A 24156-nucleotide genomic window follows, 5' to 3' on the forward strand; every position below is an offset into this window, starting at 1 on the left:
AATGTTAGATAGTGACTAATAATTGGGGTGCAGTTCAATCCGCTTTACTGTGGGATTTTGTGTTGATGGTGAATAATCTAGGTTAGAATCTAAACTGATTTAAGAATAAAAGCTCTACTAGCAAAAAAGAAATAATTAATATCCCTACTGAGAATAGGGTAATAGTTAAAATTTTATAATTATTACTATTAGGTTTACTTTCTGCTAGTATTGATTCAATGTATTTAATTTTGAAGTAATAACTTAATATAAATAATATAGATATGATTAACCAAACTAATAGTCCCATATTACACCTTTATCATTATAATTAATTTTAATCACCAACTTAATACAGCGTAGGAGTTTAAAGTTGTATTTCTAAGCACAGGAGTAACAGCTAGACCTACTGACGGGTAAACTGTAAAAGATGGTGATAATGAGATTGTGTAATGACCATATCTCACAAGTACATTAAATAAACCTTGTGATTTCTTAGTATAAAGGTATTGCCCAACATATCCCTTGTGCTCTGTAAAACCAATTCCACTCTTTAAATTAAATCTAAACCCTACTCCTGATAAAGATGCAACTTTATCAGGTTGTGTAGCTGATTTACCAGTTTGCCATCCGAATGCACTGTATGGACCATCCCTATATAAATATTTGGCTTCATATTGTGCAATATCCCCTCTACTACTTATTGGAAACGATAGCTCTGCAGACTCCGGCCAACCAATAGAAAGTGCATCAGTCCATCTACTTGGAGGACTTTTAAGCCAATTAAAATTACCGTACACATACAGTTTCTTTTGACCAGCTCTGTCACTTTTGACTTCAAATGCAGCTGCGCCTACAGTAATGTCTGTATCTTTTTTGACTAATGGCGAAATCTTATTTATTCATTACTTTGATCTAAAACTAAATGTTCTTGATTAAAATAGATTTTTTTTGCATTATTATTTATTAATTGATGTAGAACTTCTACAGGAAATTCGTTAATTTCACTATCAGTAAGACCTACATCATTAATCAAAATCGTAATTTCCTCATCTTTTAGTAAATCAATAGTTTTACTTTCATTAGCGTTTGCCATTAAAGCATTAGAAAATAAGAAAATGGAAAAGAAAAACAGGAAGCTTTTTAGTCTCAAGGTAATTCCCCCTTTTAGTTTCAATACTATTGAAATAATTAATAGTAATTCCTATAACATAAGAATTGTTGATTAACCAGTTAGTAATAGACCAAGAACTTAACAATAATTAAATCTATCATATCCACACCTCCTTTTTTGTATATATTACCATATATTAGAATTAAATGGAAATTACATTTTATAACGTCTGCTTAAAATAAAAATCAAAAAAGGAAACCAACGAAAAAGGTATGTTATTTTTGTAAACGTCAAACCAATGATATGAGAACTTACAAAGATGAGTATAATCAGACAATCAAAGTTTGCCCATTATGTGTTGAGTATGCCGAGAGAAGATTGTATATAAAACCGTGACAAATACTACATAGCAATGTGGTGTACATAGGTAATGAATGAAGCGGCCTTTGATGCCCCTTTGTTCTTGTCGAGTAAGTAATTTTTCAAGTGGCTTAGAAAAGCAAATATATTATAATGGCAATAATGGGGGATTTTCAGTTTTTATCAACTTGTAAAATATGAAGGACATTTTGATAGGCTTATTCTAAAATTGAAGCAGAACCAAATGTAAAGCAGATTGCAGATTATAAAGAACAATCACCCCATTAAAAGTGGGGGCAAGGGGGGAAAAGTCATAACACTTTTACTTGAATCAATTTCATAAATCATAGTATTTCTGAAGTATAGAGTACCCCACTACCGTCGCATAAAGGATGTCTGAATTTTCAGTTTTATTTTTTCTGGACTTTAGAGAAAAAACGAAAACACCTAAGCGAGGGTAGTAGACATCCATTTTTTTACTATAACCTATGACTTGTGTAACAACGACTGACAACCCTTTATGGGACGCCGTTTCCTTCGATTTTTCGTAACCAAATGTGAGCGTATTTCCACAAAGAAGCCTTCAAATAGCGACTAATTTGTAAGTAACTGCGTTCGCTATTCGTGTTCAGCTGAGCTAAAACATTCAGACAGTACACTATCATGGCTACGTACACTTGATGATGTACAGCTTGTTCACTGTGACCAAAAAACTTTTTAATGTTCAGATGTTGTTTCATCCATTTGAAAAAAAGTTCGATTGCCCAACGTGATTGGTAGGTTTCTGCAATTTCATCTGCGTCAATGTCAAACCGATTTGTCAGTAAATGAAGCTCATTTCCTTTTGTATCATGCAATTTGAGTAAGCGAAACACGTTTTCAGAACGATTTTGTGGTGTTCCAATGACAACCATTTCATCAGAGAATACGGGTGAATCTTCTGGTAACGAAAAGGATTCTAACACTCGGACAACAGCGTTTTTACGCAAACGGGTCACAAAGAAATAGCCATCTTCCGTCATTTGATCAAAGCGCCTATAATCCAAGTAACCACGATCAAACACGTACATGCATTCTTTGTCATCCACGAATACTTCTAGTTGACCACGATCATGTTCGTTGGCATTCGTGAGTACGGCTTTATCTGGATAGGAGAGTCCTTTTTCCATAAAAACAAGTCGTAAGTGAAGATTTACTCCTGATTTTGTTTTTCGAAACTCTGCCCACTTATGATTGGTCAAATGAAGCGGTAATGTACTCGAATCAATGATTTTCAAAGGCGTTGTCACTTTTCTTCTTGTTTGGAAATTGGTTTTCCGGTGAATTTGTGCCACTAAATCGAGAAAAATCGTTTGAAAGAACTCAGTTGGGATGGTATGGATTCGTCTCCCTAACTGTGAAAAACTAATCGATTCCAATCCCGTTGCTCGTTGTAATTCTTCTAAAAAGACAGCGTCACTCAACGCCCGTAAACTCTCGGTTTCATGGAGTTGGGCATATAAAAGCAGTTTCATAAATGAAGCCATATAAAGCTTCTTGGTATAGTGATTTAATTGATGTGTTTTCACTAGGTCGTCAAATAATGGACGATGAATCGGTGAAAACCATTGTTCAAATGATGTTTTTCGTGTAAACTTATCCATGCTTTTGTCCTTTGTATTGGATTTGGATGGTTTACTACCACCCAACCATTATAAAGGCTTTTTTTGTGTTTGGATTATATTTCAGAAAATTCGGTTTATTTGAAGGCGTTAAATTATTTTAATGCGACGCTAGTGATAAAAATTCCAATCAAAAAAAACTCCCGAAGTGACGCAAAGGGCCTTTCAGGAATGGCGGATTCAGTTATTATATCATTAGAAATCGTTCTTGATTGAACGTAAATGGTTGAGGTCCAAAAATCCAATACGTTGAGGGCTTTTGGGAGGTGAGATGTTCCATCCTCATTTCAATTGGATTCAATCTTATCAAAAATGGCAAAAAATGATAAAAATGTAATTATCTAAAAAATGGAGGTACAACATGAAGAAACTTATATTCGCAGCATTATTATTATTGATCGCCCTTCTTACAGCGTGCAATGCAGATGAGGAGGGCAAGGCAAACGAGGCTCAACAGCAGGAAAAGGAAACGGATAGCGAAGGCATCAATGTCGACAAAGGGTTATTCAATGTGGAAGTGACATTGCCGGCCAGCTTCTTTGAAGGCGGGGATATTGATCAGTCTATTGCGGAAGTGGAAAAAGAAGGGATCGAAGTGACGAAGAATGAGGACGGATCCCTTACTTACAAAATGTCGAAAACAAAGCATAAGGAAATGATGTCCGAGATGAAAACATCCTTGCTCGAAACAATCGAGGATTTGAAAAATGGCGAAGATTTTGCATCGATCAAAGATGTTGAATACAACAAGGATTTCTCTGAATTTACGTTATGGGTGGACAGAAATGAATATGAAAACAGTTTCGATGGATTCGCCGTTTTTGGATTGGGTCTATCGGGCGCAATGTATCAGCTGTTTGACGGCGCCGATCCGGAAAACTATAATGTCAGACTCGTTGTGAAAGATGAGGCGACCAAAGAAATCATCGGCGAAGCGAATTATCCGAAAGATTTGGAGAAAATGGAAGAGTAATAAATAGGAGGTTATCACGATGAAAAAATGCTTTTATCCTTTTGCGATTTTCATGTTATTCCTTTCATTGACGGCATGTGGTGAAACGACGGAGGAAAAATTGGACGGAGCTGTAGAGAAAACGGAAACCGAACAACCGGCGGAAGAAACACAAGCGGATCAGGCGTCGGAAAATGAAAACGACATGAATCAAGTGATTGTCGATAATGATAACGTGAAAGTGACACTTGTGAAAATTGTAAAGAAAGAAGATTCGATTTGGGGCAGATCGGTAGAAGTGGTTTTCGATGTTCAAAACAAACGGCAAGAATCCATTGAAGTGCAGGCACGGAGCGTTTCTGTGGACGGACGCATGGTGGATGAGACGTTATTGGTCATGAGCCAAGAGGTGGCACCGGGCAAATCGGCCACTGCCAAGTTGAAAATCGAGGAACTGGATGGATATGAATTCCCGGAGTTTAAAGAAAACTTGGAAATGACCTTGCATATTTTCTCTTGGGATAATATGGATTATCAAGAAAATCATCCGGTCAAAGTGACATTTTAAAAGTAAGCCGCTCGAGATGAACAACAAGTCCTTATTGATGGAAAACAACCTTGTAATGATTCGTATATTTAGAATGCCAATTAGTCTGTCAATTGGTATTCCTTTTTTATTGGTTGGATAGCATTGATGATTATGTGTCAAAATCAAAGATTATATATTTTTGTTAGCATTTTTTTATCAACCCGATATTAGTAAATTGACAATAGTATATTCGTTTAAACAGTACTGTATAACCATTTCTTAAAAGACAGGCTAAACATCTGCAGTTAACTATTCTTTCATCAATAATTTAAGTGCCAAAATCATAAATATTCGGATTTTGGCACTTTTTCATGTACGGCCGGCACCGGTGTAATCTCCGGGGTGCAAGTTCCGAACAGTACTTCTCCAATTTCCATCCCTATTTCCAATCCTTCTTGTCTCCATATCTCTGCTAATGTCACAACTAATTCACTCCCTTTTTCCGTTTCTATGTATTCAATCACTATGCCTTTCCGATTCGACAACAATGGATGATATTGCGTACAATAAAATGTACTGAAATTGCGATGTCAATTTATTGAAACATTTATAAAACAAACCAATGATTGTTTATAATGGAATTAAGAATGAATGGAAAAGCGGTGGTTGAATGAAGTATAGACGAATCTTGGCGATTATTGAATATTTATGGAAATATTCTTCCAAACAACATCCGAAGTCGATTGAAGATATTTTGCAATATTTGGAGATGCATCAAATTGAAGGCGGATTAAAAGCGGTTCGAAATGATTTGAAGTTTTTGACTTCGGGGGAATCGTTCATTAAAGTGGAAACAAGCCAAAGCGGAAGAAATCAATTTATACATTATTGGATTGCGGATCGATTTTTTGAAATCCATGAGCTGCGCTATATGATGGATGCCATTTCTTCCGCCCGTTTCATATCCGAGAAAGAAACGCAGCAAATCATCGAAAAGTTGAAAGCCTTTGTTTCCGAAGATGAAGCGGTTTTATTGGAGAACCAGCTGGTCCATACCTTTGCGAAAATCGACAGTCCGCAATTTGCCAACACGGTTCAAACCATTCACCAGGCCATTGCCGAAAAGCGGGTCATTCAGTTCCAATATGGAAGATACTCCGCCGAGAAGGAATTTGTGCTATCCGGAAGCCCGGATCCCAAAACATACCTCATCCATCCATATGGGATTATTTGGAATGAGGAGATGTATTATTTGATTGGATATAACACGATAAAGGAAGGTATCCACCATTATCGGATTGACCGGATCAGGGATATCCGCATGCTGGAACAGAAATTTGCCGTGCAGCCGGGCTTTGATATCAACAAGTATCGCAATCTGTTGTTTTTCATGTTTGGCGGGGAAGAGTCATCCATTGAAGTGATTTTTAAAAATAATTTGGCTCCCGCCGTGATTGACCGCTTTGGCCTCCATGCCGACATCAAAAGGGTGGATGACGAGCATTTCAGATTAATCACAAGAGCCATTATCAGCAAAGGACTGCTACGCTGGCTACTTTCGTGGGGCGCCGATGCGAGAGTGGTGCATCCAAAGCGGCTGGTGGAAGAGATGGAGAAGGAAGCGGAGAGGTTGTATGAACAATATCATGGGAAGAGAGGGTTGAAGTGAACATTAAATTGTATTATGCCATAGCCATCAATTCCACTTTTCCAAGACTCTTTGATTTCTCAGATACAAGTATCACACTTCGATGCAGTATAATTTTTTGTAATAGAATGTATTTTGCAATAGAAAAGTGCAGAGAAATGCAATTAAAAATGCAGAGGTTTGCCACCCATTTAATTCCTTTTCGACAATGCGTGGGACAGTCTATAGCTCTCGCCATGAAAAGAGATGATATGGGCGTGATGAATTAGCCTGTCCACTAACGCTGCTGTTAAACGAGAATCTGTAAAGATCCGGTTCCATTGACTAAATTCTAAGTTAGATGTAATAATTACGCTTTTCTGTTCATAAAACTCCGATATAATTTGGAATAATAATTCAGCTCCTTCTTTACTAAATGGTAAGTATCCCATTTCATCTAAAATGACCAAATCAACCTTCTCCATCCGTTTTCTAAATGCTGATAAACGGTTGTTACGTAAAGCTTGCTCTAATTCCTCAACTAGGTGGGCAACACGGTAAAAACGAACCTCATAACCTAGTTCACAAGCTTTTTTCCCTAGTCCTGTGGCTAAATGAGTCTTCCCTGTCCCGGGTGAACCAACTAAAACTACATTTTCTCGATTCTCAATAAATTGTAGGCTACACAAATCCTCTTTGGTTAAGTGAGGAGGGAACCGAAGTTGTTCGGTCCACTCGTAATCATGTAAACTCTTTTTATCTAAGAACTTCGCCTTTTTTATCAAGCGGATTGCTCTCGCTTTTTCTCTTAATCTTATTTCCTCCTTAAGTAGCCCATATAAGAATTGTTTCGGAGTTTCAAACGGTATTTGCTCGTATACATCCGCAACATAAGCTAACCTCAATGACTTACACAATTCTTTAATGTCCTGTTTCAATTGACAGCCTCCTCTCTAGGAGCTAATGAATCGTATTTACTCCAGTCCACTTCATAAGGATTATTATCACTAGGTAGCTTATCCTGTGCAATTAATTCATAGAACTCTTCATTAATCTTCTTCATGTCATGAGAAACTAATAAACTAGCTAGAGCTTCTAATCGTTTTCGTCGAATAATTAAATTATCTACCAACAAAAATTCTTTAATTCTTCCCGGTAAATACTTATTATAGCGCGAATATTCTACAACCCTTGGTTTATGAATCCATGTTTTAATTATTGAAAGCCATGGTAATGCTTTTCGCTTTTTCATATATGGCCGATAGTCATCCAATAATATCTCCCCATTAGGTGAAACAATCTTTAATTGATCCCATGTTAATATCATTTGTAATTGACTATAGTTGCCACCCTTAGGGACATGAACCAACGTCTGATCCACTTTCACTTCATTATATTTGTTTACTTTAACAAGATGCTCTTTAAATACAGGATAGGGCTTTTCTGGTAAGGCTAGAAGATAATCCCGTTCTTCCTGCCATAAGTCCTCAATACGTACGTTTTTGGCATAATGAATTCTATTTCTGTCCGCCTCTAATTTATGAAATAATTGATCAGTTAAACCCTCATAGCTGTCCATTATTGGAGCTGAAGTAAAAAAGTTATAGCGTATATATCCAACTTTATTCTCAACATTTCCTTTTTCATGGCCACTTCTTGGATTGCATACCTGCACATCAAAGCCATAATAATTCTGAAATTGAACAAATTCATCAGTTAATTGTGCTTCTTCATTTTTTGTCCTTTTTTTCTTCACAGCGGGGGTCAAATTATCGATTCTTATCCTTTTAGGTACTCCCCCAACCTGTTTAAAAAGAATATTGAGACCATGTAAGAAGCATTCTTGATTTTCAGCTGGTAACGGTACTGCAAATCCAGCATTACTATGAGGAAACGTCATAACTAAAGCATGAATATCCACAATTTCTCCATCTTGTACAGCTTCCATTACTCCAAAGTCTACTTGAGCTTCACCCGGAGGATGTTCTAATCTTTCATACCCTTTATCCTTTTCTTCTTGGTGAGTATTCATCCATTCAGAGATAAAGTAACAAACAGTACGATAAGAACCTTGGAAACCCATTTCCTTTAGTTCTTCAAATATTTGTTTCTTTGTTCTTCTTAATTTTTTCCTTAACTTTAAATCCTCAAAAAGCCAATCTGAAACAATTACTCCCCACTTTTCCTCATACATCATCCCTTTCTTTTTAAATGATTTCTGTTTAGGGAGTTGATCTTCATCCGCATACTTCTTAGCTGTTCGCCAATTAATTCCCATTGTTCTTTGTATTTCTGAAATAGATAAACCTTTGTTATTTCTTAAATGTTTGATACAATTAATATCAGACATTGCTAGCATCCTTTCTTACCTCCACTACCAATTGCTTGACACAATTACTGTAGTGGGACTTGGGGTGACTGGCAAGTCTTTTTTTGTTTATGCACAAAAATTTAGTGCAGGACTCTGCATTTTTCCTTTGCAAAGCTCTGCACTTTTATTTTGCCATACACATAATAGAATTCTTTTTTAGTGTCAACAAGATTTATTAATTTGAAAGCACATTATTAAATTAATATATAACGTCTGATGATTTTACAATTTTGCAGTGAACCTCTTTTTTATGAAATTCAGCTTCAATCCTTGAGAATAAAAGGTTGAAGCACTAATTCTCGGAGAACAAAAAAGCAAAACCTCCCATGTACTGCAATTTCGTAAAATGTTATATTAACTTTTAAGCAGAAAACTCTCTATTTCTGTAGTATTTTTAAAGTTTCAAAACCAGGGTTCTTTATTAACTATGTGGAATGTAAATTTGACCGTTTTGATCGCCGACTTAGCTTCCAGCAGGTTCTTTATTAACTATGTGGAATGTAAATCGTCTTAATTTAGACAAAATCATCACCCATTCCTTGTTCTTTATTAACTATGTGGAATGTAAATAAGTATGCTTTTAGCATATTTTTTTCATCTTCACTTAGTTCTTTATTAACTATGTGGAATGTAAATATTTCATTAATGAAATCTTCGGTACAAACCAACAACGTTCTTTATTAACTATGTGGAATGTAAATTTAGCAAACGAAAGATAAATGTTTAACTTAACTCTTGTTCTTTATTAACTATGTGGAATGTAAATGATATGATATATCACCATATGCATCTCGTAACTTGTTCTTTATTAACTATGTGGAATGTAAATGGTACATATGCAGTTGCATATACTTTAGCCCCACCGCGTTCTTTATTAACTATGTGGAATGTAAATAGAAAGCAATAATTGATATTTGGAACGAAGCACAACGGTTCTTTATTAACTATGTGGAATGTAAATTATATTTTACAACTATACTCATATTGTTAGTAGTCGGTTCTTTATTAACTATGTGGAATGTAAATGCAAAACAAATCGCTCATTTCCATTAGCAAAATCGCAGTTCTTTATTAACTATGTGGAATGTAAATTTGATAAAATTGCGGATTTAGTATCGAATATGACCATGTTCTTTATTAACTATGTGGAATGTAAATCTATATTTACTTTCGTACCCACCGGTATACACCGCTCGGTTCTTTATTAACTATGTGGAATGTAAATCTCGATGTGTTTGGTGTGAATAAAGAAATAAAACTTGTTCTTTATTAACTATGTGGAATGTAAATTTTTTATACAAATCGTATAAATCTATTATTTTATAGTTCTTTATTAACTATGTGGAATGTAAATCGACGACGTTGATATTTTCTAACGCGTGGATCGCACGTTCTTTATTAACTATGTGGAATGTAAATTACTTTGCTGGATATAGAGAGATAAGGATTTTGTCGGTTCTTTATTAACTATGTGGAATGTAAATGTGGACTTGTTTCTAACAAGAAGTCTCGATATTCTTGTTCTTTATTAACTATGTGGAATGTAAATGTGGACTTGTTTCTAACAAGAAGTCTCGATATTCTTGTTCTTTATTAACTATGTGGAATGTAAATGTAATCCGGGAAGCGGGTGTATTGATTCCAACCCATGTTCTTTATTAACTATGTGGAATGTAAATGAACAATTTTAAATACTTATAGATATTCATTTATTGTTCTTTATTAACTATGTGGAATGTAAATTTGATAAAATGGAAGGTTTAGTTAGATGGCGGGATGGTTCTTTATTAACTATGTGGAATGTAAATTTGTTTTATCGATTTGAGTTTGCATAAGTTCAAGTTTGTTCTTTATTAACTATGTGGAATGTAAATCAATTTTCAACGGCCGTTCATGCTGCGTTAAGATTCGTTCTTTATTAACTATGTGGAATGTAAATATATGACACTGATGCTTGGTATTCTAATGCTATCGAGGTTCTTTATTAACTATGTGGAATGTAAATGTGATATTTGCCATATTGTTGAAATATAGCGATTTTCGTTCTTTATTAACTATGTGGAATGTAAATTTTGATGTAGCATTTGTAAAACCTACTTGTCTATAATGTTCTTTATTAACTATGTGGAATGTAAATTGTAATCTATGGTAAAGGTCAATACTACGATAAAATCGTTCTTTATTAACTATGTGGAATGTAAATTGTGCTGTCCAATCCAACGCATTGACTTACCTTCCAGTTCTTTATTAACTATGTGGAATGTAAATTCAAGAAAAAATACCTGATTGGTTCTACAAACGTAAGTTCTTTATTAACTATGTGGAATGAAAATCGGTGTACGGAGTAGGGGTTGTAACAGGTAAAAAAGCGTTCTTTATTAACTATGTGGAATGTAAATTTAATTGTGGAAGTCGAAGAAGGTGATAAGTAATGTGTTCTTTATTAACTATGTGGAATGTAAATGCCAATGGGAACCGGTAGCATTGGATCATCGCGCGTTCTTTATTAACTATGTGGAATGTAAATGGGTTTCCTCCATCTGATATCTGGGCAACTGATAATCGTTCTTTATTAAGTAAGCGCCAAATATCCCACACCTTCTAACCATTTTGATGTTTTGTGATAATGAGATCAACATCAAAAGTTAGGAGGTTTTTATTTTTATGTCCCCAGATGAACGAAAACAATTGTGGCAACAACGAATTGAATCTTATCGATCTAGTGGAGAGTCAAGTGTAAAAGCTTGGTGCAAACAAAATCAAGTAGGTCACCAAAGTATGTATAAATGGATGAAAAGACTAGAGTTAGAGACAACTGAAACTTCACGGACTTCCCCTCAATGGCTAACTGTTGAAGTATCCCATCCGTTGGATGAAAAAAACTCCCCGCTCATCGTTAACATTGGGGAATTTTCCATCGAAGTAAAAGAAGGTTTCAATCCACTCCTTTTCAACGAAGTGGTTCAGGTGCTGAAAACACATGTTAAGTAAAACACCCATTCAACATGTTTATTTAGCAGCGGGGGCAACGGATTTACGCAAGTCGATTGATGGATTAGCAGCCATTATTCAAATGAGCTTTCAGTTAAATCCTTTCTCTTCTAATCTCTTTGTTTTCTGTAATCGGAAACGAGATAAATTGAAAATTCTCCATTGGGATCACAATGGGTTTTGGTTGTACTATCGTCGTTTAGAGAAAGGGGTCTTTCAATGGCCTGATGAAAGAACTCCCGGCCCTTTGTGCATCACTCCCCGCCAATTCAGTTGGTTGCTCGATGGTCTTTCATTTGAACAAAAACAAGCACATGAACAAGTATCAGCTAAAATCATGGTTTAAAAGGAATTTGACATTGACCTGTCAATTCCTTTCCTTTATTCTTTAACTTATGAACAAACACAAACAAACCAATGAATCAACAATTGAAGAACTGCAAGCGAGAAATGCGGAACTCAAAAAACAAAATGAAGCCTTACAGGCTAAAATCAAATGGTTGGAAGAACAATTCCGCCTTAGCCAACATAAAAAATTTGGGGCTTCCAGTGAAAAAACGAATCCGGATCAACTCGAACTTCCTCTTTTTAATGAAGCTGAAATCACAGCGGATACAGAAGTGGAAGAACCTACACTTGAAACCATTACTTATAAACGGAAGAAGTCTGTAGGACAACGCGATGCGAAACTAGAGAACTTGCCGACGGAAACGATTCACTATCGTTTAGCCGAAGAAGAGCAGGTTTGTTTGTGTTGCGGTGGAACCGTACACGAAATGAGTACGGAAATACGAAGAGAAATCAAGATTATTCCTGCTCAAGTAAAAGTCGTTGAGCATGTTCAACATATTTACAGTTGCCGTCAATGTGAACGGGAAGGAATCGAGACACCGATTGTCACAGCCAAAATGCCAACACCAATTTACCCAAAAAGTTTGGCATCTGCATCGGCTATGGCCTATATCATGAACCAAAAATACGTGGAAGGAATGCCTCTTTATCGTCAAGAAAAGCAGTTGGAACGATTCGGTGTGTATTTATCACGCCAAACGCTCGCCAACTGGATGATTTATGGTGCAACCAATTGGCTTTCCATTCTATATAAACGGATGCATGAGCTATTACTCGAAAACGATATTCTACATGCGGATGAAACTACACTTCAAGTTCTAGCAGAACCTGGACGAAAAGCGGATTCGAAGTCTTATATGTGGATGTATCGAACAGGACGAGACGTACCGCCAATCATCTTATATGATTATCAAACGACTCGTCACAGTAAACATCCGAAGGCTTTTCTAAAAGGATTTAAGGGATATCTGCATGTAGATGGATATGCAGGATATCATGAATTAAAGGATGTCGAACTGGTAGGGTGTTGGGCACATGCAAGGCGAAAATTCGATGAAGCACTGAAGGCATTACCAGCCAATGTGGATAAAACATCATCAACCGCTGCAGAAGGAATTCAATTCTGTAATCAATTATTCCAGATTGAAAGACAAATCAGTGAAAAATTTGAGAACTGTACTCCCGAACAGCGCAAAGAATACCGTCTTGAACACAGTAAACCTGTGTTAGACGCTTTTTTGGCATGGCTAAAAACAAAACGCCCTCAAGTTCCCCCAAAAAGCAAATTGGGAGAGGCAATTACATATTGTATAAATCAATGGAGTAAGCTCATAGTGTTTTTAGAAGATGGTCGACTTGAAATCGATAATAATCGTGCGGAACGATCGATTAAACCATTCGTGATGGGCCGGAAGGCATGGCTATTTGCACAATCGATGAAAGGTGCATCAGCCAGCGCTATTATTTATAGCATTGTCGAAACAGCTAAAGAGAATCAATTAAATCCATTGAACTACTTAACCTATCTTTTCGAACAATTACCATTGATAGATCACAATGATGTAGAAGCCATCGATCAACTCCTTCCTTGGTCGAAGACAATTCCAGAAGAATGTCGCGTACCAAATAAAACTAAATAGAGCATATAATAAACGCCCACGAAAAAACACGTGGGCGTTATTTTACGCTTACTTTATTAACTATGTGGAATGTAAATATTCGATAATGCGGCCGGTAAAATACAAGCGGCACTAGTTCTTTATTAACTATGTGGAATGTAAATTCAATGGTTCGCTCCGCCACACCTCCACGGATCACTTCGTTCTTTATTAACTATGTGGAATGTAAATATATCCATGATGATTCCAACATGTTTAGGTATTTGCGTTCTTTATTAACTATGTGGAATGTAAAAGGAGATCAATAATAAAAGACATGAATTACAAAATCATTCTTTATTAACTATGTGGAATGTAAATTTCTAAAATCGGCAAATCTAATGTCAAATCATCTAGTTCTTTATTAACTATGTGGAATGTAAATGATGCAAAAAAGAGAATGGAGCCTTGAAGGTTTTAAGAGTTCTTTATTAACTATGTGGAATGTAAATTCTAATGATAATTGGAAGTATTTAGATGTTGCGAGGTTCTTTATTAACTATGTGGAATGTAAAATGATGTGTGATAATTTTTGTTTCAGCAAACGGTGAAGTTTTTTATTAACTTTGTGGTTTATAGATCAATCCAAATAAGTATAATTATCACGAATTCTAGATTTTTTATTACTTTTGGGGATGTAAAAGAAATATATTCAGTTATTGCTGAAAAAAAGAACTCTTACTTTGAATTTTTATGAGGAATGATAATATGGGGAAGTAATGTTCAAAATTATTTTGATGTACGTTCCATATTAATCATGTGGAATTAGAAAGGAAAAGCGGATTCATAGTTTTTAGATAATCTTCAATGTCAACGATAAGGTATAAATAAAGGATTCAAAATTGGCTATAACTGTTTTATCTTATCATGATAAAAAAAGAGTGAAATGACGAAAAGGGCATTCCAGGATTAAAGAAATAATATATGATGGAGATAAGATTAAGTAGGTTAATTAGAAAAATTCGTATTAGCGGCACAATCTATTGCCTCAACACAAAATGTTAGGGATATGAAAAATTCCACGTAGTTAATAGAAATAAGTGAAAAATAATAATCAATAAATTTTTAAATAATTAAACAATTTACATTCCACATTGTCAAAAGCATTGTAAATATACCATAGTTAAAAAATTTAGTCCAGTAATTTAAGTTTTAACCATGTTTAATTATTAAAATTTATAGATTATATTATTGACAACTAATTGGGTGAATTTTATAATTTTTCATAAGAGATGCAATTATAGTTTCATCATGAATTTGATAAATAAATTGAAAGGAGGGTGTATGCATATGAGAGTTCAAGTCATTTTAAAAGGTGATAGATTACCAAGGTTTTATCATTTTGTAATGAGTAGCCTGGTGAAAAACGCTTTAAGTGTTACCAATCCAGACTTGGTCAATACTCTGTATTATTTCTCTGAGGGTAGAGCCAATAAACAAATCAAACCATTTACCGGTTATGTACAAATGACTGACTATGAATTATTGGATGATGAATTTATTGTCCGGGGAGAAATTCGGTTGACGATTTCTTCACCGGATGTAGAGTTTATCCTTCATCTCTATAACGGTTTTATACAGCAAAGGGAATACCGTTATAAACATTTTGAATTTACAGTGTCCCATGTTAAAGTGCTTCAAGAAAAATTGCCTCAAACGGGAAAAGTATTATGCCAAACAAAATCGCCAATCGTTATTCGTAATCGTCAAGGGGAATTTTTGAATATCGAAGATTCCGATTATCTTGCCGAATTAAACTACATCAGTAATGAGTGCGTAAAACAATTGGAAGGCCGCTCATTATATTCACCAATCAAGTTGACTCCTGTGTTGATGACAAAAAAAGTGGTTCAATTGAAACATGAAGCATTCAAAAAGTTAAATCCTCAACATATTATGTATTTAAACGCTTTTCAAGGAAGTTTCATTTTAGAGGGAGATCCAAGGGATATCCGTTTATTGGTCCAAACCGGATTGGGCTTCAGAAGGTCGGAATTTCTGGGATTTATCGAATTTATCCACGAGTAGGAGGTGAAGAAAAAAATGGTGGTGAAGTTAACTCTTGACGATGCAATTTACAATGCCGGAGTCCTTGGCTTATGCAAAATCTTTGACCATGCCGGTTTACCCTATAAACGAGATGGACAAACAATTGAATTTAAAGAATCCAATTTGGAAGGTTTTAGTGAACATTATTTCTCCTATTTAATCAAGGAGCATGCGAATGATACAAGCTATGCAAAGCTTATTTCTCTTCAAATTGAAACGGTAAAAGATGAAAAACAGTTGACACAACTCAATGACACGATTGAAAATGTAAAAAAATGGTTAACTTCAAACAGTTATAAAAATACGTATCCTTTTTTAACGGATGTGTCATTTGATTTTCTTGAAGCTGCAAATAAGCTGAAAAAAATAACTTTAAAGAAAAATCAAAGCATTGAAGATGTTCAAACGGACATCAAAGAAATGATAAATTTATTATCCGAAATTATTACCCATCTTCGTCATCCGAATGCAAAACGATATCTTGTACCAAGAATCCTATCATATAATCTTATTCAAGGTTTTTGGACAAACGTTTCTTTCCTTCATAAATCCGCTAATAAAAAAGATATTTACAAAACTTACGACGAATACTTTACAAATGCGGCATTGGCATTTTTGGAAAAAAAGAAGGATGAGAAAAAATACTCCAAAAATAAGTTCCATTGTGCCGCATGCGAAAATAAAATGGCGACTGCTTCTGAAGCATTCGACCTCACATGGTTGCAAAGGGTTGGTGTGGATGCCGCAAGAAAGTCGTCCCACTATTGGGATCACCAACGGGATATTTTTATTTGCCCCGTATGCAATCTAGTTTATAGTTGTCTACCTCTAGGTTTTAAGATGGCGAAAGGAAAAGGTTTCTTTATCAACAATAATCGTTCAATCGATGAATTAATTTCGGTTAATTCCGTTTCATTAAGTGATGGAAAACAAGAAGTGACACGAGATGAATTAGAATCAATGGCTTACTACAAAATTATTGATTTCATGATAAATCAAGCGGAATCTCGCAAAGAAATGGAAATTGAAAATATTCAAATTGTGAAATATGACCGAGAACTTGAAACCAGACCTTATACATTCAATATTCTTTCACGCAACAAACTCATGCTAATCGATGAATGTAAAAGGGAATTTAAAAAGTTGGTTGGTAAGTTTATAAAACTAAATGACGAATATATATCCCTCTATCAAGAAGTCATCAATCGACTTTACAAAGGGCAAAGCTTTACTGATTTAATATATCAACTGATTCGCCAAATGATTGATGGAAAATACAAAGATACGAGTAGCACCTATAACATTCTGAAAATTTCAAATCATCAATTTAAAGGAGGCGTGCATTATATGACAACAGAAGACTTAAACAAAATCAGAAGTTATGGCTATTATTTGAAAAAAGAATACCAATCTCAAGAAACCAAATTGAATGGTATTTCTTATCGTCTGTTAAATGCATTAAAAGTGAAAAATCCAAGTAAATTTATGGAAACACTGTTACAAGCGTATAGCTATAAAAAATTAAGCATTCCGACAATATTTACCCAAATATTAAATGACGAAAAAAAATTTCAAACAATTGGGTACGCATTTTTATTAGGTTTGCATGGTTATGATGGAAATGAAGAGAAGGGGGAAAATACGAATGAATAAAAAAGGTTTGACACTCAGCATCATTTTTGAAGCGGAAAGCGCCAACTATGGTGAAGGGGTAGGAAATGTTACATCGTTGAAAAAAATCTCTCGCGGCGATCATGAAATGTATACGTATATTTCCAGACAAGCCCTTCGCTATAACATTGTAGAACAAATGGGGGTAAATAATACGCCGCTAGGTACAGATGGTAAAGTACTACAATTTCATCCGGATGCGACCATTGCTGACTACCCTGAAATAGATCTTTTCGGATATATGAAAACCGGCAAACAAACAAAAACTCGGGCGGCTGTTGTTCGTCTTTCTAATGCCATTGCATTGGAAAGCTACAATACGGATTTGGAGTTTTTAACGAATAAAGGTTTGCTAGACCGTTATAATGCTCAAGTGGAAAAAGGAAAAGAATTAAGCGGCGGAAATATCGCCCAAAGTGAAATTCATAAATCTTATTATGCCTATACAATTGCGGTTGATTTGGACAAAGTGGGCATTGATCCGAATGATGAAATTGAAATTCCTTTGGAAGAAAGAGCTCAACGTGTGATTAAATTACTTCAAGCCATCAAGTTTTTATATCGGGATATTAAAGGACGCCGGGAAAATTTAGCGCCAATCTTTGCAATTGGTGGTGTATATAATCAAAAAAATCCGTTCTTTGAAAATCGGTTAAAAGTGACTGAAAATAAATTAGAAGTAAGCACTATTGAAAATGTATTAGAACTCGATGAAGAAATTAAGGCCAATACAAAAGTGGGATTAGTTAAAGGATTGTTGGAAAATGATGGTGAAATTGAAGAAAAATTAAATGCTATGCCTATGGCCGAGTTCTTTAAAGCCCTTGAATCTGAAGTATTGGCATATTATCAATAGGCGGCGATGATATGAAAGGAATTCGTATTGAAGCATATCAAAATTTAGTAAACTATCGAAAACCTACCAGCTTCCAGTTAAAGGAGACTTATCCGCTTCCTCCGTATTCAACAGTCATTGGCATGATTCATGCAGCTTGTGGATTTACAAGCTATGTTCCTATGCAAGTGAGCATTCAAGGAAGATATTTTTCGAAAGTAAATGATGTTTGGACACGCTATGAATTTGCAGGATCTTCTTTTGAAGAAGGACGACATCAATTGAAAATTGATGCTTCAGATGGAAGGTCATATGGTGTGACTAGAGGGGTATCCACCACTGAATTGTTAGTGGATGTAGAATTAGTTTTTCATATCGTTCCTGAAGATGAAAGCTATATTCCAATTATAATGGAATCATTGCGCTCGCCTGCAGAATATCTTTCCTTAGGCAGAAGAGAAGATTTATTGCAAATTAATCGTGTGAAGGAAATAGCTATATTAGAAGAAACAACAACTAAAAACGTTAATTTACAATATGACATATATGTTCCTAAAAACCTTCTTGATCAATCGAAAGACTTTAAAAAGCTGGGGACTACTTATCGTCTAAATAAAACATACGAAATTTTCGAATTAGGAAGAAATAGAAAGATGCGAAAATGGGATAAAGTACTTGTTTATCATGTACCTGCCTCTGTGACAAATGTTTTATATGATGATAGTGATGTATACGTAGATGAAGACGGGTTTTTAGTTTATTTAGTGTAAGAATGGGAAGCTCCCATTCTTACTTTTATAAGGAGGGAAAGGAATGTTCGAACGACTTTTGGCTAAATCTGCTAAAGACATGAGTAAAGCAGAAACCATTATGGAACATACGAATCGTCTATTATCCGAATATGAAACATTAAAATTATTATATCCCAACATCCTAACAGAAACGGAATGGGAAATTTTAAGGGATGCTTGTTATTATCATGATATTGGGAAAGCCAATACAAAATTCCAAAATAAAATTCGTTCCTTGAAAGAAAGAATAGAAGATGAGCTCAAAGATTTAGAAGAAGTTCCCCATGCGTATTTAAGTTGCGCTTATATGCCCATTCGAAAGTTAAAGAAAAAATATTCAGAAGAAGAATTAAAATGCTTATTAATGGCTGTTTATTACCATCATGAAAGAAAAGAAGAACAATATGAAGTAAGTGAGATCATCATCGAAAAGGATTTACCAAAATATGTAGAAGCCTTAAAAAAAGAAGGATTTGATCTTCCTGAACCACCAAAACAAAATTATCCTCGTTATGTTGATAGAGAAAATATTTTGAAATTACAAGAATTATATCCTTTCATTCGAATAAAAGGGGTATTAAATAAACTCGATTATGCTGCCAGTGCTCATATTCCAGTAGAACTTCCTCCTGAGAACCTCACCATTTATCTGGAACAATACATGAAAAATTTAAATTCTCAACCCAATGAACTGCAAACCTATTTGAAAAATCATGCTGACGAAAGTCATGTCATCATCGCTTCCACTGGAATAGGGAAAACGGAAGCTGCTCTTTATTGGATTGGCAATAATAAAGGAATTTTTACCTTACCATTAAAAGTTTCTATTAATGCTATTTATGATCGTATTAAAAAAGAAATCGGTTATAAGAATGTTGGCTTACTTCATAGTGATTCACATTTCGAGTATTTGAAAAGAGCTGAAGCAAAAGAATATGAATTTGAATTTAATTTAACAGACTTGGAACGCACGAAAAAGCTCTCCATGCCTTTAACCATTACTACCCTCGATCAGGTCATTGATTTTGCTTTCCTATATCCCGGTTTTGAACTGAAATTGGCTACCTTAGCTTATAGCAAATTTGTCATTGATGAAATCCAGATGTACAGCCCACGGTTAGTTGCGTTCATCATTATAGGATTAAAATACATCACCGAATTGGGCGGAAAATTTTTAATTATGACGGCTACACTACCACCATTATTCATCGATTTTTTGAAACAAGAAAAGATCCCGTTTAAACAGCCGGAAAAACCATTTTTAAAATTTAATGATAAAGGACAAGTCATCAGTCGACATGTTATGGCCATCCAGGAACGGGATTTAACGGCCGATGAGGTCATTGCACAGGGAATCAAAAGAAAAACATTAATTATCGTCAATACGGTAACAAAGGCGCAGCAGCTTTATAATCAATTTAAAGAGAAGAAAATAGACGTTCATTTACTTCATAGTCGTTACATAAAAAAAGACCGTTTCGAAAAAGAATTGGCAATCAAAGAACTTGGGAAACGAGATAGTACAGACAGCGGAATATGGATTACGACCCAAATAGTTGAGGCAAGTATTGATATTGATTTTGATGTGTTATATACAGAGTTATCAGAGGCGACAGGCTTATTTCAACGAATGGGGCGGGTATATCGCGGCAGAGAGTACGATGGGCAAGAACCGAATGTTTATGTATATACCGGCGACCCTTTACCATCCGGAATCTCGACAACAAGCAAATACGCGGTCGTTGATTTTACGGCCTATGAAAAGTCCAAAGAAGTGTTATTAAAATACGATGGTCAAAGAATTACAGAAGCTTTTAAAATGGAAATCATTGAACAAATTTATAATTTAGAAACTTTGGGAGAAGACAGTCGATATGTGCAGGAACTAAAAGATACCATAAATCAATTAAAGAACGTATTGCCCTACGACCAGAAAGATAAGCCGAAATTGCGTGACATTGAAAATATACAAATTATCCCTCATATCGTTTACCGAAATAATGAAAACAAAATTTTATCTTTGGAGGAAGAGTTAAAAAATTTACAAAAAGAAGATCCCAAAAACTTGAAGAGAAAACTGGAGATTCAGCAGCAACTACAAGAGTTTACTGTGGAAATTCCGCTATGGGCATATAAAAAAGCATATAATGCCAATCTTTATGTTGGAAGCGTTTCTGTAAATCGGTTTCTTGAATATCCCATTGTTTCTTATCAATATACCTACGAATTAGGGCTAATCTATGACATTGATGAAAATGCAATGTTTATGTAAGGGAAGGGTTGGAGATGGAATTAGATGAAATAAAAGTGACAGGTTTACAAGTACATTATTTAAAGGTTTGTCCCCGTAAATTATGGCTCCATTCCCATCAGATCAACTTTGAAGAGGAAAGCGATCGAGTGCTCCAAGGGAAAATACTTCATGAAACTTCTTATAAAAGAAAAGAAATGAAAGAGATTGTAATCGATGATTTGGTAAAAATTGATATCATGGATAAAAAATATATTGGTGAAGTGAAGTCGAGCAGTAAAATGGCTGAAGCAGACAAGGCTCAATTACTTTACTATTTGTTTGTATTGGAACAAATGGGAATAAAACGGACAGGCAAAATTCATTATCCAAAGGAAAGGAGGGTAGATGAAATTGCATTGACAGACGATGTTCGACAAGAAATTCCTAAATGGTTAGCGCAGATTCAAGCAATCAAACGATCAGAAAGACCACCAAAAAAAGTGAAATACAAATACTGTTCAAAGTGTTCCTATTATTCCTTTTGCTGGGTAGGTGAGGAGGAATGAAGAATTTATATCTTTTCAATAATGGCAAATTAAAAAGAAAAGACTCAACAATTTATTTCATATTAGAAGATGGCACAAAAAAAGTGGTGCCCATTGAACAAGTGGAAAATCTTCATATATTTTCAGAAATGGAATTTAACACGTCTTTTATCAATTTATTAAACCAAAAAGATGTTTTTCTTCACTTTTATAATTATTACGGCTTTTACTCTGGGAGCTATATTCCCAGAAAAAAGAAAGTTTCTGGATTTGTAGATGTAAAACAAGCGGAACATGTCTTAAATCCGGCTTTAAGAATGTATTTGGCCCAACAATTGGTATACAGTGCAATACATCACATACTGCGGAATATGCGTCGACATAAAGAAGAAGTAGGAGAACTGATCGAAGAAATTTTAGAATTTAAAAAGCAGGTATCAAAAGCAAAGGATATTCCCACTTTGATGGGCATTGAAGGAAAGGTGCGTCTGGCTTATTACCAAGGATTAAACGCTATGATAAAAAATAAGGATTTTTATTTTGAAAAGAGGGAAAAAAGACCCCCGAGGGATCCAATCAATGCATTGGTTTCTTTTGGGAATAGTATGATGTATACAGCTGTTTTATCAGAAATTTATAAAACACAATTAAACCCGGCAATCAGTTTTTTGCATGAGCCAGGTTCCAGAAGATTTTCTTTAGCTTTAGATTTAGCAGAAATATTTAAACCACTTATAACCGATAATTTAATTTTTTCTTTAGTGAATAAACGAAGCATTCAGAAGAAGCATTTTGAGTTTATAGAAGATGAAATATGTTTGTTGAATGAAACAGGAAGAAAAATTTTTATACAGGAATTTGAAAATCGAATGAGTACAACAATCAAACATCGTAAATTGAATCGGCAGACATCTTATCGGTTTTTAATTCGACTAGAGTGTTATAAATTGATTAAACATTTAATAGGGGACGAAGATTATAGAGCGTTAAAGGCGTGGTGGTAAATATGTTTGTTTTGGTTGCATATGATGTAGATGAAAAACGCGTTGCAAAGGTAAATAAAATTTTAAAAAAGTATTTGACATGGACTCAAAATTCTTTATTTGAGGGGGAAATTACAGAAGGTTTATTAAAGCAATGTATGGCCGAAATAGCAAATAAAATAGATCCCGCAATTGATTCACTTTATGTATACAAAGTGGCTAATCCAAAAAATATAAAAAAAGATATATATGGCATAGAAAAAGATTTCGAAAGTATGTTTCTATGATTTGCAGTGAATCGTTTTTTGGAAGTTTCATGAAAAACCGTTGAAAATTAAGGGTTTGGCAATCTTTTAAGCAAATTAAGAAAAACACAACTTCCTATTTACTGCAATTTTTGAAAATGATAGAGTAAATATGTAGTCAAACCTCCTTTATTTATTTAGTGTTTATTAGTGGTGGCAATCAGGGTTTTCTATTAACTATGTGGAATGTAAATCGGTAATCTTTATATTTTTCCGCATTTTCTTTAGCATGTTTTCTATTAACTATGTGGAATGTAAATGTTTCTATTGATTAATTATATTTTGCTAAAAATTACCGTTTTCTATTAACTATGTGGAATGTAAATTTTTTAGCTAATTCCCAAGCACGTTTCATTAATTTTTGTTTTCTATTAACTATGTGGAATGTAAATTGAAACTTCTCACTCCTTTATTGCACATAATCTTTCGTTTTCTATTAACTATGTGGAATGTAAATACTAACTTCTAAATAATCGATTTCCTCTTGAGTCCAAGTTTTCTATTAACTATGTGGAATGTAAATTATAATCCTCAGCCATTTCAAAAATCCGGGATGCTGTTTTCTATTAACTATGTGGAATGTAAATTATAATCCTCAGCCATTTCAAAAATCCGGGATGCTGTTTTCTATTAACTATGTGGAATGTAAATAAACTTCTTCGGAACATACTTCTTATTGATCTTTTGCGTTTTCTATTAACTATGTGGAATGTAAATGGAGATAAGCTTTCTCGATAACTGCTGTGAGTCTTTGTTTTCTATTAACTATGTGGAATGTAAATTTTGATGACATGGATGTTTTTCTGTGTTGCGATTTCGGTTTTCTATTAACTATGTGGAATGTAAATTTATTCAAAACTAAACCAATGGGAGCGATTGATTTTTGTTTTCTATTAACTATGTGGAATGTAAATTATTTTAGAAATGTGGATAGGAATATCATCTTCATCGTTTTCTATTAACTATGTGGAATGTAAATTTCTGTGCGTTTTTTGATTCAAGGAATTGGATTGAGTGTTTTCTATTAACTATGTGGAATGTAAATTTGGACATAAACCAAAGTTTTTGATAATGTGTGAGGGTTTTCTATTAACTATGTGGAATGTAAATTTCTCAAGCGATTTACGACGGTCAGCTAAACGTTTTTCGTT

At 34.6% G+C, this 24156-nt stretch carries 20 protein-coding genes and 3 CRISPR repeat arrays (1 of these 23 only partly in view); of the genes, 14 read left to right on the forward strand and 6 right to left on the reverse strand.

The genetic code is table 11. From position 1 onward, the window contains the following. Positions 1-320: 320 nt before the first annotated feature. The 3 genes from NSS77_RS13830 to NSS77_RS13840 all read right to left on the reverse strand — a co-directional run bounded on the left by NSS77_RS13830 (position 321) and on the right by NSS77_RS13840 (position 3096). A complete protein-coding gene (locus NSS77_RS13830; protein ID WP_342469269.1) occupies positions 321-779 on the reverse strand; it encodes a hypothetical protein in 459 nt (152 codons plus the stop codon). A 98-nt stretch (positions 780-877) separates the two neighbouring features. Then, positions 878-1132, reverse strand: a complete 255-nt coding sequence (locus NSS77_RS13835; protein ID WP_342469270.1) for a hypothetical protein — start codon at positions 1130-1132, stop codon at positions 878-880. 839 nt (positions 1133-1971) lie between these two features. Continuing rightward, the gene (locus tag NSS77_RS13840; RefSeq protein WP_342469271.1) at positions 1972-3096 is read right to left on the reverse strand and encodes an IS4 family transposase; all 1125 of its coding nucleotides are present in this window, start codon (positions 3094-3096) and stop codon (positions 1972-1974) included. 379 nt (positions 3097-3475) lie between these two features. On the opposite strand from NSS77_RS13840, the gene NSS77_RS13845 reads away from it, so the two are divergent. Further along, positions 3476-4087 carry a hypothetical protein gene (locus NSS77_RS13845; protein ID WP_342469272.1) on the forward strand — a complete coding sequence of 204 codons (612 nt, stop codon included), beginning with the start codon at positions 3476-3478 and terminating at the stop codon, positions 4085-4087. A 19-nt stretch (positions 4088-4106) separates the two neighbouring features. Next, a complete protein-coding gene (locus NSS77_RS13850; protein ID WP_342469273.1) occupies positions 4107-4634 on the forward strand; it encodes a hypothetical protein in 528 nt (175 codons plus the stop codon). Positions 4635-4936: 302 nt separating this feature from the next. Here NSS77_RS13850 and NSS77_RS13855 read toward each other — a convergent pair whose 3' ends face one another. Beyond that, positions 4937-5119, reverse strand: coding sequence for a hypothetical protein (locus tag NSS77_RS13855; RefSeq protein WP_342469274.1), 183 nt, complete (start codon positions 5117-5119; stop codon positions 4937-4939). A gap of 146 nt (positions 5120-5265) precedes the next feature. On the opposite strand from NSS77_RS13855, the gene NSS77_RS13860 reads away from it, so the two are divergent. After that, positions 5266-6264 carry a WYL domain-containing protein gene (locus tag NSS77_RS13860; protein WP_342469275.1) on the forward strand — a complete coding sequence of 333 codons (999 nt, stop codon included), beginning with the start codon at positions 5266-5268 and terminating at the stop codon, positions 6262-6264. Between the two features lie 170 nt (positions 6265-6434). Here the strand turns inward: NSS77_RS13860 and istB are convergent, their stop codons facing one another. Both istB and istA read right to left on the reverse strand, forming a co-directional pair. Then, positions 6435-7160 carry an IS21-like element helper ATPase IstB gene (gene istB, locus NSS77_RS13865; RefSeq protein WP_096550005.1) on the reverse strand — a complete coding sequence of 242 codons (726 nt, stop codon included), beginning with the start codon at positions 7158-7160 and terminating at the stop codon, positions 6435-6437. After that, positions 7157-8581 carry an IS21 family transposase gene (gene istA, locus NSS77_RS13870; protein WP_342469276.1) on the reverse strand — a complete coding sequence of 475 codons (1425 nt, stop codon included), beginning with the start codon at positions 8579-8581 and terminating at the stop codon, positions 7157-7159. The genes istB and istA overlap by 4 nt, the downstream gene beginning before the upstream one ends. Positions 8582-9006: 425 nt before the next feature. Further along, a CRISPR array of direct repeats spans positions 9007-11186; the repeat unit is 29 nt; unit sequence GTTCTTTATTAACTATGTGGAATGTAAAT. A 71-nt stretch (positions 11187-11257) separates the two neighbouring features. Here istA and NSS77_RS13875 point away from each other — a divergent pair. The 11 genes from NSS77_RS13875 (at position 11258) to cas2 (ending at position 22987) form a co-directional block, all read left to right on the forward strand. Next, entirely contained in the window at positions 11258-11584 is a 327-nt protein-coding gene (locus tag NSS77_RS13875; RefSeq protein WP_096550474.1) for a hypothetical protein, read from the forward strand. Then, positions 11574-11930, forward strand: a complete 357-nt coding sequence (tnpB, locus tag NSS77_RS13880; protein ID WP_141603366.1) for an IS66 family insertion sequence element accessory protein TnpB — start codon at positions 11574-11576, stop codon at positions 11928-11930. The genes NSS77_RS13875 and tnpB overlap by 11 nt, the downstream gene beginning before the upstream one ends. A 49-nt stretch (positions 11931-11979) precedes the next feature. Next, a complete protein-coding gene (locus NSS77_RS13885; protein WP_342469277.1) occupies positions 11980-13575 on the forward strand; it encodes an IS66 family transposase in 1596 nt (531 codons plus the stop codon). Between the two features lie 48 nt (positions 13576-13623). Then, positions 13624-14174: a CRISPR direct-repeat array (repeat unit 27 nt; unit sequence TTCTTTATTAACTATGTGGAATGTAAA). A gap of 709 nt (positions 14175-14883) precedes the next feature. Then, positions 14884-15621, forward strand: a complete 738-nt coding sequence (gene cas6, locus NSS77_RS13890; RefSeq protein WP_342469278.1) for a CRISPR-associated endoribonuclease Cas6 — start codon at positions 14884-14886, stop codon at positions 15619-15621. Between the two features lie 15 nt (positions 15622-15636). Then, the gene (locus NSS77_RS13895; RefSeq protein ID WP_342469279.1) at positions 15637-17295 is read left to right on the forward strand and encodes a Cas8a1 family CRISPR/Cas system-associated protein; all 1659 of its coding nucleotides are present in this window, start codon (positions 15637-15639) and stop codon (positions 17293-17295) included. Then, positions 17288-18169: a type I-B CRISPR-associated protein Cas7/Cst2/DevR gene (cas7i, locus tag NSS77_RS13900; RefSeq protein ID WP_342469280.1), complete on the forward strand. Its 882-nt coding sequence runs from the start codon at positions 17288-17290 to the stop codon at positions 18167-18169. The genes NSS77_RS13895 and cas7i overlap by 8 nt, the downstream gene beginning before the upstream one ends. A gap of 11 nt (positions 18170-18180) precedes the next feature. After that, positions 18181-18918, forward strand: coding sequence for a type I-B CRISPR-associated protein Cas5b (gene cas5b / locus NSS77_RS13905; RefSeq protein ID WP_342469281.1), 738 nt, complete (start codon positions 18181-18183; stop codon positions 18916-18918). Between the two features lie 43 nt (positions 18919-18961). Next, a complete protein-coding gene (gene cas3 / locus NSS77_RS13910) occupies positions 18962-21211 on the forward strand; it encodes a CRISPR-associated helicase Cas3' (RefSeq protein ID WP_342469282.1) in 2250 nt (749 codons plus the stop codon). 14 nt (positions 21212-21225) lie between these two features. After that, the gene (gene cas4, locus NSS77_RS13915; protein WP_342469283.1) at positions 21226-21738 is read left to right on the forward strand and encodes a CRISPR-associated protein Cas4; all 513 of its coding nucleotides are present in this window, start codon (positions 21226-21228) and stop codon (positions 21736-21738) included. After that, positions 21735-22721 carry a type I-B CRISPR-associated endonuclease Cas1b gene (cas1b, locus tag NSS77_RS13920; RefSeq protein WP_342469284.1) on the forward strand — a complete coding sequence of 329 codons (987 nt, stop codon included), beginning with the start codon at positions 21735-21737 and terminating at the stop codon, positions 22719-22721. Before cas4 ends, cas1b begins: the two co-directional genes overlap by 4 nt. A 2-nt stretch (positions 22722-22723) precedes the next feature. Then, positions 22724-22987 carry a CRISPR-associated endonuclease Cas2 gene (gene cas2, locus NSS77_RS13925; protein WP_342469285.1) on the forward strand — a complete coding sequence of 88 codons (264 nt, stop codon included), beginning with the start codon at positions 22724-22726 and terminating at the stop codon, positions 22985-22987. 183 nt (positions 22988-23170) lie between these two features. Then, a CRISPR array of direct repeats spans positions 23171-24156; the repeat unit is 29 nt; unit sequence GTTTTCTATTAACTATGTGGAATGTAAAT; it runs 1070 nt beyond the window's last position.

The organism is Ureibacillus sp. FSL K6-3587 (genome assembly GCF_038593165.1).
In the GTDB taxonomy this organism is placed as follows: Bacteria; Bacillota; Bacilli; order Bacillales_A; family Planococcaceae; genus Ureibacillus; species Ureibacillus suwonensis.